General features: G+C 54.9%; 15 protein-coding genes. 10 read left to right on the forward strand and 5 right to left on the reverse strand.

Annotated features, from left to right (window positions below; all coding sequences use genetic code 11):
* Window positions 1-160: 160 nt before the first annotated feature.
* Window positions 161-2,125, forward strand: coding sequence for a SurA N-terminal domain-containing protein (locus tag MIM_RS09910; RefSeq protein WP_042071225.1), 1,965 nt, complete (start codon window positions 161-163; stop codon window positions 2,123-2,125).
* Here MIM_RS09910 and MIM_RS09915 read toward each other — a convergent pair.
* Complete coding sequence (locus tag MIM_RS09915) at window positions 2,100-2,756, reverse strand: arylesterase (protein WP_025372599.1); 657 nt, start codon at window positions 2,754-2,756, stop codon at window positions 2,100-2,102. The genes MIM_RS09910 and MIM_RS09915 overlap by 26 nt on opposite strands.
* Between MIM_RS09915 and MIM_RS09920 the strand changes: the two genes are divergently transcribed.
* The gene (locus MIM_RS09920; protein WP_025372600.1) at window positions 2,755-3,450 is read left to right on the forward strand and encodes an ABC transporter ATP-binding protein; all 696 of its coding nucleotides are present in this window, start codon (window positions 2,755-2,757) and stop codon (window positions 3,448-3,450) included. The two genes, MIM_RS09915 and MIM_RS09920, sit on opposite strands and share 2 nt — an antisense overlap.
* Here MIM_RS09920 and MIM_RS09925 read toward each other — a convergent pair.
* The 3 genes from MIM_RS09925 to gmk all read right to left on the reverse strand — a co-directional run bounded on the left by MIM_RS09925 (window position 3,422) and on the right by gmk (window position 6,661).
* Window positions 3,422-5,557 carry a RelA/SpoT family protein gene (locus MIM_RS09925; protein ID WP_407638155.1) on the reverse strand — a complete coding sequence of 712 codons (2,136 nt, stop codon included), beginning with the start codon at window positions 5,555-5,557 and terminating at the stop codon, window positions 3,422-3,424. The two genes, MIM_RS09920 and MIM_RS09925, sit on opposite strands and share 29 nt — an antisense overlap.
* Window positions 5,558-5,804: 247 nt before the next feature.
* Window positions 5,805-6,011: a DNA-directed RNA polymerase subunit omega gene (gene rpoZ, locus MIM_RS09930; protein ID WP_014750561.1), complete on the reverse strand. Its 207-nt coding sequence runs from the start codon at window positions 6,009-6,011 to the stop codon at window positions 5,805-5,807.
* A gap of 41 nt (window positions 6,012-6,052) precedes the next feature.
* On the reverse strand, window positions 6,053-6,661 hold the full coding sequence (gene gmk / locus MIM_RS09935; protein WP_042071228.1) for a guanylate kinase: 609 nt from the start codon (window positions 6,659-6,661) through the stop codon (window positions 6,053-6,055).
* A gap of 264 nt (window positions 6,662-6,925) precedes the next feature.
* Here gmk and MIM_RS09940 point away from each other — a divergent pair, with 264 nt between their 5' ends.
* On the forward strand, window positions 6,926-7,687 hold the full coding sequence (locus MIM_RS09940) for an SDR family oxidoreductase (RefSeq protein WP_025372603.1): 762 nt from the start codon (window positions 6,926-6,928) through the stop codon (window positions 7,685-7,687).
* 123 nt (window positions 7,688-7,810) lie between these two features.
* A complete protein-coding gene (locus MIM_RS09945) occupies window positions 7,811-8,704 on the forward strand; it encodes a pirin family protein (RefSeq protein WP_025372604.1) in 894 nt (297 codons plus the stop codon).
* A gap of 119 nt (window positions 8,705-8,823) precedes the next feature.
* Here MIM_RS09945 and MIM_RS09950 read toward each other — a convergent pair whose 3' ends face one another.
* Window positions 8,824-9,756 (reverse strand): YicC/YloC family endoribonuclease, encoded by a 933-nt coding sequence (locus tag MIM_RS09950; RefSeq protein WP_025372605.1) that lies wholly within the window; start codon window positions 9,754-9,756, stop codon window positions 8,824-8,826.
* A 162-nt stretch (window positions 9,757-9,918) separates the two neighbouring features.
* Here MIM_RS09950 and rph point away from each other — a divergent pair, with 162 nt between their 5' ends.
* From rph to ntrC, 6 genes are all read left to right on the forward strand, one after another.
* Window positions 9,919-10,665 carry a ribonuclease PH gene (rph, locus tag MIM_RS09955; protein WP_025372606.1) on the forward strand — a complete coding sequence of 249 codons (747 nt, stop codon included), beginning with the start codon at window positions 9,919-9,921 and terminating at the stop codon, window positions 10,663-10,665.
* Window positions 10,666-10,768: 103 nt separating this feature from the next.
* Window positions 10,769-11,362 (forward strand): RdgB/HAM1 family non-canonical purine NTP pyrophosphatase, encoded by a 594-nt coding sequence (gene rdgB / locus MIM_RS09960; protein ID WP_042070190.1) that lies wholly within the window; start codon window positions 10,769-10,771, stop codon window positions 11,360-11,362.
* Window positions 11,362-12,576 carry a radical SAM family heme chaperone HemW gene (hemW, locus tag MIM_RS09965; RefSeq protein WP_407638156.1) on the forward strand — a complete coding sequence of 405 codons (1,215 nt, stop codon included), beginning with the start codon at window positions 11,362-11,364 and terminating at the stop codon, window positions 12,574-12,576. Before rdgB ends, hemW begins: the two co-directional genes overlap by 1 nt.
* 252 nt (window positions 12,577-12,828) lie before the next feature.
* Window positions 12,829-14,241 carry a type I glutamate--ammonia ligase gene (gene glnA, locus MIM_RS09970; protein WP_025372609.1) on the forward strand — a complete coding sequence of 471 codons (1,413 nt, stop codon included), beginning with the start codon at window positions 12,829-12,831 and terminating at the stop codon, window positions 14,239-14,241.
* Between the two features lie 189 nt (window positions 14,242-14,430).
* Window positions 14,431-15,573, forward strand: coding sequence for a two-component system sensor histidine kinase NtrB (locus tag MIM_RS09975; RefSeq protein WP_025372610.1), 1,143 nt, complete (start codon window positions 14,431-14,433; stop codon window positions 15,571-15,573).
* A complete protein-coding gene (gene ntrC / locus MIM_RS09980) occupies window positions 15,570-17,135 on the forward strand; it encodes a nitrogen regulation protein NR(I) (protein WP_025372611.1) in 1,566 nt (521 codons plus the stop codon). The genes MIM_RS09975 and ntrC overlap by 4 nt, the downstream gene beginning before the upstream one ends.
* The last annotated feature ends 134 nt before the right edge of the window (window positions 17,136-17,269 follow it).

A 17,269-nucleotide genomic window follows, 5' to 3' on the forward strand; every position in this document is an offset into this window, starting at 1 on the left:
GCAGCAAGCGCCGCAGTCCCATGTCTGCCAATTGCCTGAATTGATGCTAAAGTTTTATTTTAATGGAAAAACCGCTTAAAATAAGCGGTTACTCTGGGAAGCTATGCCATCAGGTGGCTTTTCGCTTTCGCCTCAGACATTTATTTTGGTCGGGAACACAATGCTAGAATCCTTTCGCACGCATAAACGTTTATTGCTCATCGTTCTGTTCGTTCTGGTCGTGCCTTCTTTCGTCTTCTTAGGGATTGCCGACTACCAGTCGTTTACCAATAATGACGTGAAGCTGGCCTCGGTACGCAAAAACGACATTACCCAGGCGCAGTTTGATCAGTCCTGGCGTGAACGCCTGAATCAGTTGCGCGAGCAAAACGGCAGCAATTTCAATATCAATGCAGTCGATACACCAGCCAATCGCCAGGCCTGGCTTGACCAGCTGGTAGACAATCAGGTGCTGCAGCAGGAAATGCTGGACCGGCATTTTAACGCCACCGACAATATGGTCCGGCAGGCCATTGCCAGCACGCCTGATTTTCAGGACAACGGCAAGTATTCTTTTCAGAAATACAGCCAGTTTCTGGCCGAGCGCAATATCCGTGACGTTGATTATGAGCAGTACGTGCGCCAGCAACTGGCCTTTGCTCAGCTGCTTGAGCCTGTCGCCGGCACGGTAAGTATTCCCGCACAAACGGCGGCCTTGCTGCAGACTGCCATGACACAGGAGCGCACCGTCAGACTCAAGACCTTTGAGGCCGCGGCCTACGAGCAGTCGGTGCAGGTCAGTGACCAGGAAATGACCGATTGGTATGAAAAGAACAAGCAATCGCTGCAGGTGCCGGAGTATGTCAATGTTGACTACATCGTCCTGAACCAGGATGCAGCCCTCAAAACGGTGGGTGACATTTCCGACGCCGATATTGAAAGCTATTACAAGGCCAATATCGCCAAATACACCAAAAAAGAGCGTCGCCAGATCAACCATATCCAGATCCAGATTCCTGCCGGCGCCGATGAAGCCGCACAGAAAGCAGCTCAGGACAAGGCCAATGAAGTAGCCGAAAAGGCCAGGCAAGATCCGGCATCTTTTGCCGAACTGGCCAAGACCTATTCCGATGATGCAGGTTCAAAAAATCAGGGTGGTAGCCTGGGTACGATTTCCAAAGGCGACATTGCCTCTCTTGACGCCGCGGCTTTTGATCCGCAGGCGCCTGGCATTACCGATCCGGTCAAAATCGACAATGCCTGGCATGTGCTGCAGATCGCCAATATTGAGCCGGGCGAGGTTCAGCCACTGGCGCAACTGAAAGATACCCTGAAAAAGGAAATTGCCTTACAGCAGGCGTCTGAAAAATTTGCCGATCTTTCAACCAAACTGACCCAGTTGTCCAGTACAGAACGCGATTCGCTGCAACCGCTGGCCGATGCACTTGAACTGGAGATCCACCATGTGAACGGTGTGAGTCAGACGGCCTTGTTGCCTAAAGATCAGGTGGGCGACAATGCTGCGGCCGATAGCAAAGATGCCGCTTATTTTGAATCAGGCCGGGTGCGCGAGACGCTGTTTTCCGACGAAGTGCTTAAGCAGAACAAAAATTCCGGTGTGATCGAGATTTCGCCATCGGAGCTGATGGTGGTGCATGTGGCCAAGGACGTTCCGGCAGCCGTGCCCGCACTGGATGACGTTCGTGAAACGGTCCTGAATCGCATTCGTGATGAGAAGGGTAAAAAGCAGGCAAGCGAAGACGGTATCGCCGAACTGGCCATGCTTAAGGAAAAAGGCCCGGGCGAGCTGACCGGATTTGGCAAGGAAACCACCATCAGCCGTCTGACACAGGCGCAATTGCCACCAAGCATGCTTAATGCGATCATGAATGCGCCAGCCGACTCATTGCCCGCTTTTGTCGGCTTTGAAGTGCCGAATGGTTATGCCATTGCCCAGATCGAGAAAGTCACCGAGCCGACAGCAGATGCCCGTAATATGTTTGACCAGTATTTGCGTCAGGCCATGGTGGCCGGTACCGGGGCGCAAACAGCCCAGAGCGTGACCCGCATGATTCGCCAGACGCACGACGTGAAGGTGTATCCGGATGCAGCGAAAGTGATTAACGACGCTGCCGGTAATCAGTAAGCGCCTGTTGCAGAACCGGCCACACCGTCTGCGCCATCAGCGGCTGGGCCTGTTCGGCCGGGTGGATGCCATCATCCTGATACATATCCCGCTGCAGGGCAAATGATGCGAATAGAAAGGGCACCAGATGGGTGTCCTTTTCTTTTGCCAGCGTGGTGAACATTTCCTGAAACTGGCGGGCATAATCCGGCCCGAAGTTGGGCGGGATCTGCATGCCGATCAATACCACTTCGGCGTTGATGCCCCTGGCGCTGTCTATCATGCTTTGCAGATTGTCACGGCTGGCATCCAGCGAGAGACCGCGGAGCGCATCATTGGCACCCAGTTCAAGTATCATGACAGCAGGCTGATGTTTTTTCAGCAGGGCAGGCAGGCGGCTGCGTCCGCCCGCAGTGGTATCGCCGCTGATACTGGCATTGATCACCTGCGCATTGCCCAGCGCCTCTTTTTTATTCTCCGCCAGCCACTGCACCCAGCCGGCACCGCGTCTGATACCATATTCGGCAGACAGGCTATCGCCCACCACCAGGATGACCGGAGCATTGGCCGGTTCCGGCTGCTCCTGGGCCCGGACCGCTTGCGGCCAGATGAATACCCACAAACTTATCAGAATGGATAGAACACGAATCATGGACGCAGATGTTGTCATAGAAGTTTCTCATTTAAAAAAACACGTTGCCGAGGCAACTGGTACGCTGGACATTTTAGATGATATTTCCTTTGCGCTTGAGCGCAGTACAACATTGGCTATTACAGGTAGTTCCGGCTCTGGAAAATCAACGCTGCTGGGCATTCTGGCGGGCCTGGACACGCCGTCTTCCGGGCAGGTGCGTTTGATGGGAAAAAATATTTTCGAGATGGATGAAGATGCCCGTGCCGTATTGCGGGCCCAGAATATCGGTTTTGTGTTTCAGTCGTTTCAGTTACTGCCGAATCTGACCGCGTTGGAAAATGTCATGCTTCCGCTGGAGTTGCAGGGGCAACCGGCACGTGAGGCCGCCCAGCAGATGCTTGAGCGGGTAGGGCTGGCTTCACGCATGAATCATTATCCCAAAACCTTGTCCGGGGGAGAAAAACAGCGTGTTGCACTGGCGCGTGCCTTCGTGGTGAGTCCTGCGATTCTTTTTGCCGACGAGCCTACCGGCAGCCTGGATACGGAAACCGGCCAGCGCATTGCCGATCTGATGTTTGAAATGAATCGGGAAAAAGCGGCCACACTGGTGCTGGTCACGCATGACCAAAAACTGGCAGCCCGCTGTGATAACACCATTACGCTGATTTCGGGCCGTCTGGCAGCTACAGTACCGGATCCTGATTGGGTCTGACTTTCAGGCGCGCTACTTTTTGCACCTGCGATACGTGGCGGACCATGCGAAATACGCGTGCCAGGTGCTTACGGTCGTGGACCTGGATGGTCAGGTGCACTACGGCCAGGTTCTGCGCGTCTTCGTTCATGGACATCGTAAGAATATTGGAGTCTGCTGCTGAGATTTGCGCCGCAATTCGGCCCAGTACGCCTTTTTCGTTACGAATCACAATTTCCATGCGTACCGGCAGATGGGAGGCCGTTTCTTCATCCCAGTACACCTGCACCCAGCGGTCCGGTTCCCGGGAGCGCAGGCGTGCCGCAGTCGGACAATCGTCAGTATGGACGACCAGGCCGTGACCCGGACGGATTAAGGCGACCAGGCTGTCACCGGGAATAGGGCTGCAACAGCCGGAAAGCTGTACGGCCTGGCCCTCATTGCCCTGAATGAATATCATCCCGGCGTGGGCGATGGATACTTCATCAATCACTGCGGCGCTGGTGGCCAGCATGGCGTTTTCAACTGCAAAGCGGCGAGCCACAACCGCGGCCAGCCTGCGACCCAGACCGATGTCGGCCAGAATCTCTTCGCGCGACGATGCGCCGGAGCTGCGTGCCAGTTTTTCCCATTCGGCATTGTCGGCATCCGGCAGGGGAATGTTCAGTTCCTGCAGGGCCTGCCTGAGCATTTTTTCGCCAAAATGAATGGAGTCTTCATATTTGACGGTTTTCAGGAAATGACGGATTTCGGAACGGGCCTTGCCGGTGCGTACATGATTGAGCCACTGAACGTTGGGTTCGGAAGCCGGCGACGTGATAATTTCGATGGTATCGCCGCTTTTAATCTCGGTTTTCAATGGAACAAATTCGCCATTGATTTTTGCGGCCACCGCCTGATTGCCAATGTCGGTGTGAATACCGTAGGCGAAATCAATAGGCGTAGCGCCACGCGGCAGGGAGACGATTTTTCCCTTGGGCGTGAGTACATAGACCGCGTCGGGGAACAGGTCAACTTTGACGTGTTCCAGAAATTCGCCGGAATCCCCGGTCTGGCTCTGGATATCGAGCAGCGACTGCAGCCAGCGATGCGTCTGCTTTTGCAGATCATTCAGCGAAATATCGTCTTCCTTGTACATCCAGTGCGAGGCGACGCCTTTTTCGGCAATGTGATCCATGTCCCGCGTACGAATCTGAAATTCAATGGGCGTACCATAGGGGCCCACCAACGTGGTATGCAGGGACTGATAGCCATTGATTTTCGGGATGGCAATGTAGTCCTTGAACTTGCCGGGCACCGGCCGGTACAGCTGGTGAATGGTACCCAGGGTCAGATAGCATTCCTGCAGGGTGTGCACGATAATGCGAAAGCCATAGATATCCAGTACTTCGGAGAAGGATTTTTTCTGTTCACGCATCTTGTTGTAGATGCTGAACAGCGATTTTTCCCGACCGCTTATTTCTGCTTCAATGCCATTGGCCGGCATGGCAGATGTAATATTTTCGGCGATACGGGTGAGCACTTCGCGACGATTGCCACGCGCGGCCAGCACGGCTTTTTTCAACACATTGTAGCGATTTGGGTGGCTGGCTTCAAAGCACAGATCCTGTAATTCCCGCACCAGGGCATTCAAGCCAAGGCGGTGAGCAATGGGTGCGTAGATTTCCAGCGTTTCGTTGGCTACCCGGCGGCGTTTTTCCCCACCAACGGCATCCAGCGTGCGCATATTGTGCAGCCGATCGGCCAGTTTGATCAGAATGACGCGCACATCTTTGGCCATGGCCAGCAGCATTTTACGGAAGCTTTCCGCCTGCTGTTCGGCCTTGGTCGCAAAGTTGAGTTTTTCCAGCTTGGTCAGGCCATCAACCAGATTGGCCACGTCCGGATTGAATTTTTCGGCCAGCTCTGCCTTGGATACGTTCTGGTCTTCGATCACGTCATGCAGCAGGGCCGCCATCAGGGCGTTGGAGTCCAGCTTCCAGCCTGCGCAGATTTCCGTGACCGCAATCGGATGGGTAATATATGGCGCGCCGGATGAGCGGAACTGGCCCAGATGCGCCTGGTCGGCAAACCGGTAGGCTTCCCGTACCTTGTCGATTTCCTTGCTATCCATATAAGTGGATAGCATTTCGGTCAAATGCGCCAGCGATGCAATGACCGGTTCGTGGCGCGTAGTGCTGTTGGGAATCGCTTGCGGCGGAATACGCTGTTCGTCGGCTTGCGGTGTGGACACACCGACACTGGCCGTGTCCGCCTGTGCTGTCGGCCTGTGGCCGTTACGGTTTCGGCGGCGAAAAGGGGACCCGGCACGCAGCGCGTGCAAGAGCGAGGAAGAGGCGTCCTTGAGTCCCATGTAAGCTGCCGCTATCTACCAATCAGGTAGGTACTTTGCGAAGCATTTCCGCGCCAGTCAGGCCTTTGGCAATTTCACGCAACGCAATCACGGTAGGTTTGTCCTTGTCCGGATCAACACGTGGTTCATGGCCCTGAGCCAGTTCACGGGCACGGTAGGTGGCGGCCAGTGTCAGATTGAAGCGGTTGGGGATGTGCGTCATGCAATCATCGATAGTAATACGAGCCATGGTAAAGTCCTTAGCGGGTAAGCAAAAAAGTTAATGTCACATTACCGAGCAGAGTCGGAAATGCCGAGTTGGGAGAAGAGTTGGGCATGCCGGGCGGCCTGGGACTGGTATCGGAGCCTTGCGGCTGCAACGATTTTCTGTAATTCACTCAGGGCTGTGGCAAAATCTTCGTTGATAATAACATATTCGCACTCCGGCGCGTGCGCGATCTCGTTTCCTGCCGCCAGTATTCGTCGCGTGATGACGCTGGCCGAATCCTGTCCGCGCTGGGTGAGACGGGTTTCCAGTACGTCGATGGAGGGGGGCAGGATGAAAATGCCGGTAACGCCGGGGAAATGCTGCCGTACCTGGCGCGCACCCTGCCAGTCAATTTCCAGAAGAATATCCTTGCCCTGGGCAATGGCTTTTTCTATAGGTGAACGCGGTGTGCCGTAAAAATTGCCGTGCACTTCGGCCCATTCAAGCAATTGATCGGCGTCGCGCAATTGCAGAAAGTCCTGCTTGGTGGTGAAATAGTATTCGCGACCTTCCTGTTCTCCCGGCCGCGGATCGCGGGTCGTGCAGGAGATAGACAGGGAAATATTGTTGTCCTGCGCCAGCAGCGCATTAACCAGACTTGATTTGCCCGCACCGCTGGGTGCGATAATCATGAAGACATTACCGGGAAATTTAAGCATAATGATGACGGTGGCGGCAAAAGAAAATCATAGCAAAAAATACATCATTTTTCGGCAATTGTTCGAACTGGTCTGTTTTTTCTCGCTATGACAGGGCCCGATCCGACCAGGGCATGCGTTCTGGATGGTGTCTGGCCTGTCGCATGAAACAGTATGAAAAAAACAGGCGCCGCGCGCCTGTAGCAATGATTTCAAACCTGATAGCATAGCGGTTCCGTTTCCAAAGGAGCAAGAAGAATGAATACACCTCCCCTTAAAGTCGCCGTGGTCACCGGAGCAGGATCCGGCGTCGGGCGTGCAGTGGCGCTGGAGTTGCTGGGCACCGGCTATGCCGTTGTGCTGGCAGGCAGACGCGAGCAAGCCCTGGAAGAGACCCGCACGGCGGCCGGTGCCGATGCGACCCGGGCATTGGTGGTACCAACCGATGTGACCAAAGAAGAAGACGTACGTCGGTTGTTCGATACCGCTCAGCGTGAGTACGGGCGCGTCGATGCGCTTTTTAATAATGCGGGGCGGGGTGGTACGCCGGTACCTGTCGATGAGTTCTCGGTACAGGAGTGGCGGGATATTGTGGATGTGAATCTTACCGGCATGTTCCTGTGTGCGCAGGCAGCGTTTCGCGTCATGCGCTATCAGGATCCGCAAGGGGGGCGCATTATCAACAACGGTTCCATTTCGGCCCATGCACCGCGGCCCATGAGTATTGCCTATACGTCTACCAAACACGCCGTTACCGGGTTAACCAAGTCGCTGTCGCTCGATGGACGTGCCTACAATATCGCCTGCGGCCAGGTGGATATCGGTAATGCCGGTACCGAAATGACGCAGCGCATGCAAAAGGGCATTATTCAGGCAAACGGCGAAACGCGTGTGGAGCCGGTGATGGATGTGGCGCATGTGGCCCAGACGGTGCGCGCCATGTGTGAATTTCCATTGGAAACCAACGTGCAGTTTGTGACAATCATGGCTACTAAAATGCCGTATGTCGGACGTGGCTGATCTGCGCTGCACACAAGCCGCAGTGCATGATACAGCAGGTGCTGCGGCTTGCCTTGGGATACAACCGCCACTGCAAATGACGGTTATCTATCGAACATTCATCGTACATAACAGGAAAACGGCATGACTATTCAGAAACTCAAACCGCGCATCGCCGATGTTGGCGGTATTCCCGTTGCCCGCGCCTTACCTAATCGTGAGCGACGTACTATCGGATCCTGGTGTTTTCTGGATCATGCCGGGCCGGCCCGCTTTGAAGAAGGCAATCCGGGTATGCAGGTGGGTGAGCATCCGCATATCAATCTGCAGACCTTTACCTGGATGCTTGAAGGGGAAGTGTTACACAAAGACGGCCTGGGCAACGAGCAGGTGATTCGTCGCAAGCAGGTTAACCTGATGACCGCCGGGCATGGTATCGCGCATACGGAACAGACGCCGCCGGGAATCGATGTGCTGCATGCGGTGCAACTCTGGATTGCCTTGCCGCAGTCGGAAACGCCCATTGCACCGGCCTTTGAGCATTATCCGCAACTGCCGGAGTGGCAGCAGGCCAATACGCGATTTACCTTGCTCACCGGCGAATTTGCCGGGCAGCGGGCACCGACCCGCCAGTTCACGCCACTGGTTGGGGTGGATATCGAAGCGCAGGGGCCTGACAGCATTGAGCTGACGCTGAATCCCGAGTTCGAATATGGTCTGTTTCTGATTACCGGTTCACCGGCCAGTATTGACGGTCAGTTGTTTGAGTTGAATGAAGTGGCATTTCTTGGCACGGGCAGAACGAGTGTGCACATTGAGACCACAGCCGAATCCCGCCTGTTGCTGCTGGGCGGCACGCCGATTGATGTGCCCGATTTTCAGATTTGGTGGAATTTCGTCGGTTCGCGCAAGGACATTATTCAGGCGCAGAAGGACTGGAACGCGCATGATCCGCGGTTTGCAAAGGTGAATACGGATATGAAGCGCCTCACGCCGCCTGATCTGCCGTGGGTAGATAAGGCCGCGCCCGCATCCTGATGGCGGCAGGCCGCAGCCGTCTGTTCTGTTGTCGGCGCGGCTTATTTGATCTGTCTATTCAATCTGTGTATTCGATCTGTGTATTCGATCTGTGTATTCGATCTGTCTATTCGATCTGTCTATTCGATATTCTGTGCCTGTTCACGCAATTGTTCGATCAGCAGTTTAAGATCAATGACCGATTGCGTGATTTCCAGAGAACTGGACTTGGATCCCAGTGTATTGACCTCCCGGTTCATTTCCTGAAAAAGGAAATCCAGGCGTTTGCCCAGGCTGAGTGACTTGGCTGCCGATTTTGATTCCGATTTGCCGGTAGACAGAATAACGCTGAGCTCCTTCAAATGGGAGTCCAGTCTTGTCAGTTCTTCTGCGACGTCAATGCGCAGCGAGAACAGGGATGACTCCGAGGCGATGCGTGCTGACAATTCGGCGCCACTGATCTGTTCAAAACCGTTGGGGCAGGCGGCGTTCAGGGTATCGGTCAGTTTTCCGGCGAGCTTCTTGCGGTATTCTTCCAGAATCCCGGGCAGTCGCTCTTCAATAGTGGCAATGACTTTTTTCATTTCGTCGGCTGCCTCAAGCATGGCGGTCGCCAGACGCGTGCCTTCCCGTGCCCGGGCAAGGATCAGCTCCTGCAGCGCACTGCGTCCTGCTTGCATGCACTGATTCAGCCACATGGCCGGCGAATCATCTTCGTTGTATTCATTGGGAGCAGGCCAGTGCAGCAGATCGCTCATGCCCGGTGCCGCAAGATCCGGAATAATTTTGCGTGCCGCCAGGTAGCGTTCGTTAATCAGCGTGAGCTGATCTACTTCGAAGGCCCGCTGTTGCAGGCTGCCCGAGCGGGCAAAAGAGACGCGCACTTCCAGTTTGCCGCGTTTCAGATGGCTGCCAAGCAGCTCCCTGAGGGCGGTTTCCGCATGACGCAGTTCATCGGGAATTCTGAAGGCCAGATCAAGATAGCGGCTATTGACGCCTTTGAGTTCTACGCTTACGCTGCCAAGCAGGAATTCGGAACGGGCGCTGCCGAAAGCCGTCATGCTGTGAATCATATGTTGTCCGGTATTATTAAGATTAGGGATACGGGGTAATGTTTCTTTCCAGCAGATTCAAAAAGTAAGGCTGGACGACTGATCAGATTATAAGTGATGCAAATGACCAATTTATGCGCACGGCGCACTACAATGTAACTATTGATAATCAATGAGGATATTATGCCCAGCGCAGATCTCAACCTTAATTTCGCTCGTCCTTCAGGTCGGGAACACGATATGATTCGTCCGCTTGCCGTTACACGCAGTTACACCAACTATGCGGAAGGGTCCGTACTGATCGAAGCTGGCAACACCCGTGTACTATGCAATGCCAGTGTGCTCGAAACGGTGCCGCCTTTTCTGCGAGGCAAAGGCCAGGGATGGGTAACGGCTGAATATGGCATGTTGCCGCGCTCAACCCATACGCGTTCTGATCGCGAAGCTGCGCGCGGCAAGCAGAGCGGACGCACCCAGGAAATTCAACGTTTGATCGGGCGCAGTTTGCGTGCGGTCATGGATATGCAAAAGCTCGGCGAACGCACCATCCAGATTGATTGCGATGTCATCCAGGCCGATGGCGGGACCCGCTGCGCGAGTATTACCGGCGCCTGGATCGCCATGGCCGATGCCGTCAGCCTGCTGCTTCGGGACGGGCGCCTGTCCGCCAATCCGCTGCGAGACAGGGTTGCTGCTATTTCAGTTGGCATGTACAAGGGGCATGCCGTGCTGGATCTGGACTACGAAGAAGATTCGGCCTGCGATGCCGATATGAATGTGGTGATGACTGGCTCCGGCCAGTTTGTGGAAGTGCAGGGTACCGCCGAAGGTCAGGTATTCAGCCGTCAGGATCTGGATAGTTTGCTGGCTCTGGCCGAATCGGGTATTGCCCGGTTGTTGCGTGAGCAGCAGTCAGCCTGGCCTGCCTAGCGTTGCCGGAAGGCGGTGTGGTGCGCAATGACCCCATTGCGTGAGCGGCACTGCCACTGATTAACGTCGAAGATTGTTATTCGTAAATATAGAGTGTAATTATATGGATGTAGTACTGGCTTCCGGGAATAAGGGAAAGTTGCGTGAATTCAGCGCGCTGTTTGCACCACTGGGCATGCGTCTTATTCCCCAGCAGCAATTGAATGTGCCCGAGGCCCCCGAACCTTTTCATACCTTTGTTGAAAATGCATTGGCCAAGGCGCGGCATGCCAGCCAGCACACGGGTTTACCGGCATTGGCCGATGATTCCGGTCTGGCTGTTGACGCTCTGGGCGGCGCACCCGGTGTGTTGTCTGCCCGCTATGCCACGCTGTTTGGTGAAGAAAAATCCGACGCAGCGAATAACCGCCGCCTGTTGCTACAATTGCAGCAGCATGAAAATCGTCGCGCCGCTTATATTGCGGTGTTGGTTTTTGTGCGGTCTGAGAATGATCCCTGTCCTGTCATTGCGCAGGGTACCTGGCACGGCGAAATCGCCAGGCAGGCGGCGGGCGACAATGGGTTTGGCTATGACCCGTATTTTTATATTCCGGCGCTGGGACAAACCGCGGCCCAGCTCGATCCACAAGTAAAGAACAGTGTGAGTCACCGTGCCATGGCGCTTAAGCGTTTGCTGGCGGATCTGGGTGCGGCGTGATCGAAAATATCGTACCTCTGCAGCGGCTGAAGCCGGCAATCAATTTCAATATCAGCCTGCCGCCGCTGTCTCTATATATCCACGTGCCGTGGTGCGTGCGCAAATGCCCGTATTGCGACTTCAATTCCCACGAGAAAAAACAGGAGATACCCGAAGCGCGTTTTCTGGCGGCGCTGCGACGTGATCTGGAAGAAACGCTGCCATTGGTGTGGGGCCGGTCGGTCTATACCGTTTTTATCGGTGGCGGTACACCCAGCCTTTTATCTGGTGAAGCGATCGAGCAGATGCTGGCCATGGTTCGCTCATATCTGCCCCTGGCACCATCTGCGGAAATTACCATGGAAGCCAATCCGGGGACAGCCGAGGCAGACCGGTTTGCGCAGTATGCGGCAGCAGGTGTGAACCGCTTTTCTCTTGGCGTGCAAAGCTTTGACGACAGTGCGCTGCAGCAGCTGGGGCGCATTCATAATGCCCGCCAGGCGGAAAAAGCCATTGAACTGGCCATGAATGCCGTATCCCAGGTCAATATTGATCTGATGTATGCACTGCCCGGGCAGACCGTCGCCAAAGCGCGCGAAGATGTGCAACGGGCGCTGGCCTTTGGGACGCAGCACCTGTCGCTCTATCATCTGACCATGGAACCGAACACGGTCTTCGCCAAGTTCCCGCCAAAAGATCTGCCGGATGAGGATAGCGCGGCCGATATCCAGGATATGCTTTTTGAGCAGACAGGGAATGCCGGTTTCGAGCATTACGAAATTTCTGCCTACGCCCGCCCGGGATGCCGTGCACGTCACAATCTCAACTATTGGGAATTTGGCGATTACATTGGTATTGGCCCTGGCGCACATGGCAAGCTGTCGTTTCAGGATCGTATTATTCGGCGCGCTAATGTCAAGAGCCCGCAAACCTGGATGGATCGCGCGCTGGAGGGGGATGGCGCCGGTCGGATCATGCAGGAGCAGACGCTGGCCGTGGCCGATGTGCCTTTTGAATTCATGCTCAATGCCCTGCGGCTGGTTGAGGGCGTGCCCGCGACGCTGTTCGAAGAACGCACGAGCCTGTCCTTGCTGACCGTTGCGCCGATTATTCGCAAGGCAGTTGAGCGTGGCCTGCTGGTGTCCGATCCCATGTCCATCCGGCCTACCGAGCGCGGTCAGGCTTTTCTGAACGATCTGCAGGCGATGTTTCTGCCCGAAAACAAGGCGTCCTGAAGGCATTCTCGCCATCTTGCATAAAGGTGGCGTTTTTTTTTAGGCTTTTTGTGGTGCATGTTCTACGTTGGTGCGTTTTCACCACAGAGCACCAATTAAGTGCATTCAAGATCATTTATGGCACTAAAATAGTGCGCATTCATCCCTAATCTGCCACGCATCCGGTCATTCATAGCTGGCACGATACTTGCTTTTAAGTACGGCATAAGGCCGGCTCAGGCCCTGTCATTGCACATTACCCATGGAGATAGTATGACAACCCCTCAAGACGTTCTAAAGCTGATCGGTGATCGCGAAGTCACATTTGTCGATTTCCGCTTTACGGATACGGTTGGTAAAGAACACCATATGACCATTCCATCCAAACTGCTGGACGAAGACAAATTCGAGTCCGGTCAGGCGTTTGATGGTTCATCCATTGCCGGCTGGAAAGGTATCGAGGCCTCCGATATGTTGCTGATCCCGGATGCCAAATCCGCGCGTCTGGATCCCTTCCGTGAAGAGCCGACACTGATCATGACCTGCGATGTGGTCGAACCGTCTGATCTGAAAGGCTACGATCGCGATCCGCGTTCTCTGGCCAAACGTGCCGAAGCCTATCTCAAATCCAGTGGTCTGGGCGACACGGCTTACTTCGGTCCTGAACCCGAATTCTTTGTTTTTGATGGCATCACCTGGACTGATGATATGTCGGGCTGCTCGTTCAAAATCAAGTCTGACGAAGCGCCCTGGTCAACCGGTACAGAATCCGAGTCAGGTAATCTGGGCCACCGCCCACGTGTGAAAGGCGGCTATGTGCCTGTTTCACCGGTTGATTCTTTCGCCGATCTGCGCTCTGAAATGAGCCTGATTCTGGAAGAGCAGGGTGTACCTGTCGAAATTCATCACCATGAAGTGGCTGGTGCCGGCCAGCTGGAAATCGGTACCCAGTTCTCTACGCTGGTGCAACGCGCAGACTGGAACCAGATCCTGAAGTACACGGTACACAACGTTGCGCATATGTACGGTAAAACCGCTACATTCATGCCGAAACCACTGTTTGGCGATAACGGCTCAGGCATGCACGTTCATCAGTCTATCTGGAAAGATGGTCAGAACCTGTTTGCCGGAAATGGCTATGCCGGTTTGTCTGAATTCGCCCTGTTCTACATCGGCGGTATCATCAAGCATGCCCGTGCGCTCAATGCGATTACCAACCCGGGCACGAACTCGTACAAACGTCTGGTGCCTCACTACGAAGCGCCGGTCAAGCTGGCTTATTCTGCCCGTAACCGTTCCGCCTCTATCCGTATTCCTTATGTAGGTAATCCGAAAGGCCGTCGTATCGAAGCCCGTTTCCCCGATCCGCTGGCCAATCCATACCTGGCTTTCTCTGCATTGATGATGGCCGGTCTGGACGGTGTGCAGAACAAGATTCACCCCGGCGATCCTGCAGACAAAAACCTGTACGATCTGCCACCCGAAGAAGACAAGAAAATCCCGACCGTTGCTGCTTCACTGGAAGAAGCATTGGCCGCACTGGATGCCGATCGCGAGTTCCTGACACGCGGTGGTGTTTTCAGCAACGATATGCTGGATGCGTACCTTGAACTGAAAATGCAGGAAGTGACGCGTCTGCGTATGACGCCGCATCCTGTCGAATACGATCTGTACTATTCGGTGTAACCGCTGCATACGGGCCTGCAATACCTAAAAAGGGGATGGCGTTCGCCATCCGGCCCGATTGTTTCTCCCATGGCAGACCGGCATCTGTCGCCCTCAGGCTGAACCCGGCACGCATGGCCGCTTCGGGCCGGAAGGATGACGCTTCGTCAATCACCTCGCTTTATGTCGCGAGGATACTTCAGGACGCCTATGGCAACGAAACTCACAGACGCTTATGATCTTCTTGCCACATCCGTATTGCTGGTGGATGACGACGGACGTCTTCTGCATATCAATAGTGCTGCGCAGGATCTGCTTGAGCGCTCGCTCAAATCCCTGGAAAAAACCGCTGCTGTTGATCTGTTTACCGATGCCGAAGCCTTTAACAAAGCGTTCGACTACGTATCAGGCAGAAAGCTCTCGAGTGTGCGCCTGACGCTGACGTTGCGCAAGGCGATGGAAAATGTGCCGGCCAATGTGACGCTGACGCGCCTGGAAGCGATGCCCTGGCGCATATTAATTGAACTACGCGAATTCGAGCAGCATGCGCTGGCCGAACGTAATGAACGACTGTTTCACGAAATAGAGATCTACAAGGATACGTTTCGCAACCTGGCGCATGAAGTAAAGAACCCGCTGGGCGGTTTGCGCGGTGCGGCCCAGTTGCTGGAAATGGAACTGCAGGACCCGCTGCTCAAGGAATATACTCAGGTCATCATCGATGAAGCCGATCGCCTGCAGGGGCTGGTGGACCGTCTGATCCGTCCAAGCCAATCACAGTTGTCATTGTCTGTGATCAATATCCATGAGGTGTGTGAACGGGTACATGCACTGATCAGGGCAGAGTATCAGGATCGCATCACCATTGTGAAAGATTATGATGCCTCAGTTCCGGACATGAAGGCCGATATGGCCAAACTGGTGCAGGCCTACCTGAACCTGGCCAGGAACGCAGCGCAATCGCTGCTTGGCGACGCACAGTCGCGCTTGTCGCCCGACGGCGGACAGGATTCTGCTGAAGGCAAGAAGGGCAATACTGAGCACGCCGACAATAGCCTGGAACGTGTCGGACCGAAACTGATTCTACGTACGCGCATATTAAATAAATTTTATCTGCTCAATAAGGTGCACCGCCTGGTGGTGGTGGTTTCTGTTGTCGATAACGGTGCCGGCGTGCCCAAGCACCTGAAGGACCGGATTTTTCACCCCCTGGTCACCGGTCGTGCAGAAGGCACCGGCCTGGGCCTGAGTCTGGCTCAGGAACTGGTGCATCAGCATGGTGGAGTGATTGAATTTGATTCCGAACCGGGTCATACCGAGTTCAGAATGTTGTTACCGTTGGAGCAAGTATGAAAACAATCTGGATTGTCGATGATGACCAGGCTATTCGCTGGGTGCTGGACAAAGCGCTGCAGCGGGCCGGAATGGCGCCAACCTGTTTCGAACGCGCCAGAGATGTGCTCGAAGCGTTGCAGACAGAACAGCCCGATGTGCTGGTTACCGATATCCGCATGCCGGATATATCGGGGATTGATCTGCTCAAGGCGATCAAACAGCGGGCGGCTGATTTGCCCGTCATTGTGATGACCGCGTACACGGATTTGGATAGCACGGTGACGGCTTTTCATGAAGGTGCATTTGATTATCTGGTCAAGCCGTTTGATGTGAATGAAGCTGTTGCGCTGATTGAGCGAGCATATGAACATGGTCGTGAGAACACCGACAAGGGCACAGAACCGACCATCCTGGCGCCGGCCCTGACTTCCGATTACGATAGGATGATGACGCAGTCGTCATCCAGGCAGATGCAGGAAATATTCCGTGCGATTGGCCGCCTTGCGCCTTCCAAGGTGACGGTACTGATTACCGGCGAGTCCGGTACCGGCAAGGAGCTGATTGCGCGCGCCGTACACAAGCATGGTACGCGGGCGGGTAAGCCGTTTGTCGCGCTGAACGCGGCTGCGATTCCCCGCGATTTGCTGGAAGCAGAATTGTTCGGGCATGAGCGCGGTTCCTTTACGGGCGCCAGCGCACAGCGCCGCGGCCGTTTTGAAGAAGCCAATGGCGGAACGCTGTTCCTGGATGAAATCGGCGATATGCCGCTGGAGTTGCAAACCCGCCTGTTGAGGGTGCTGGCCGAAGGCAATTTTTATCGGATCGGCGGTTCCCAGCCGGTGAGTGTGGATGTGCGCATTATTGCGGCCACCCATCAGCCGCTGGAAGTACGGGTGGAGCAGGGCACCTTTCGGGAAGATCTGTTCCATCGCCTGAATGTCATCCGCTTGCGCGTACCGCCATTGCGCGAACGTCGTGAGGATATTGGCCAGCTGGCCGCCCATTTTCTGAAAGTGGCTGCGAGCAGTCTGGGTGTGGCACCCAAGCAGCTGAGTACGGAGGCGCTGGAAATTTTGCAGCAGTTTGATTTTCCGGGCAATGTGCGCCAGCTGGAGAACTTTTGTCATTGGCTGACGGTCATGTCGCCAGCCCAGCGGATTGATAAAAACGATCTGCCGCCAGAATTAATGGCCAGCCTGAGTTTTTCCCCTGGAACAGAGCGGTCAGCGGACGGCGTAGCAGCCTCTGCAGGCAGTGTCGGAAGCCTTGCGGAGACGGCCGGACATTGGTCAGCTTCGCCCACGGCAACAACCGTGGGTCAACTGTCTCATGCTCCGCTGCCGGGTGCCGAGGTGAGTCAGCAAAACTGGCTGGACAAGCTGGAACACGAGGTTCAGCAACGCCTGCAAAGTAATGAAAAGGACATCATGGCGCATCTGACGCAGGAGTTCGAGCGGATTGTTCTGACCACCACGCTGGAGAACTGCCGGGGACGGCGTATTGATGCAGCTGCCCGACTGGGCATTGGTCGTAATACCGTAACTCGTAAACTCAAGGAATTGGGTATAGAGCATCTCTGATGGCAGAGTGCATGCTCAGCCTGTATCTTTATTCAGCGTGTCTTTACATGAAGGGCCGCAGGTAAACCCTACCGGCCCGACTACCGCAGCGTTGCGGGCGTGCGGCCCGGGTGCCTGTCCTTGCGGCACGGCCC

It is taken from the genome of Advenella mimigardefordensis DPN7, from assembly GCF_000521505.1.
Classification (GTDB): Bacteria; Pseudomonadota; Gammaproteobacteria; order Burkholderiales; family Burkholderiaceae_B; genus Advenella; species Advenella mimigardefordensis.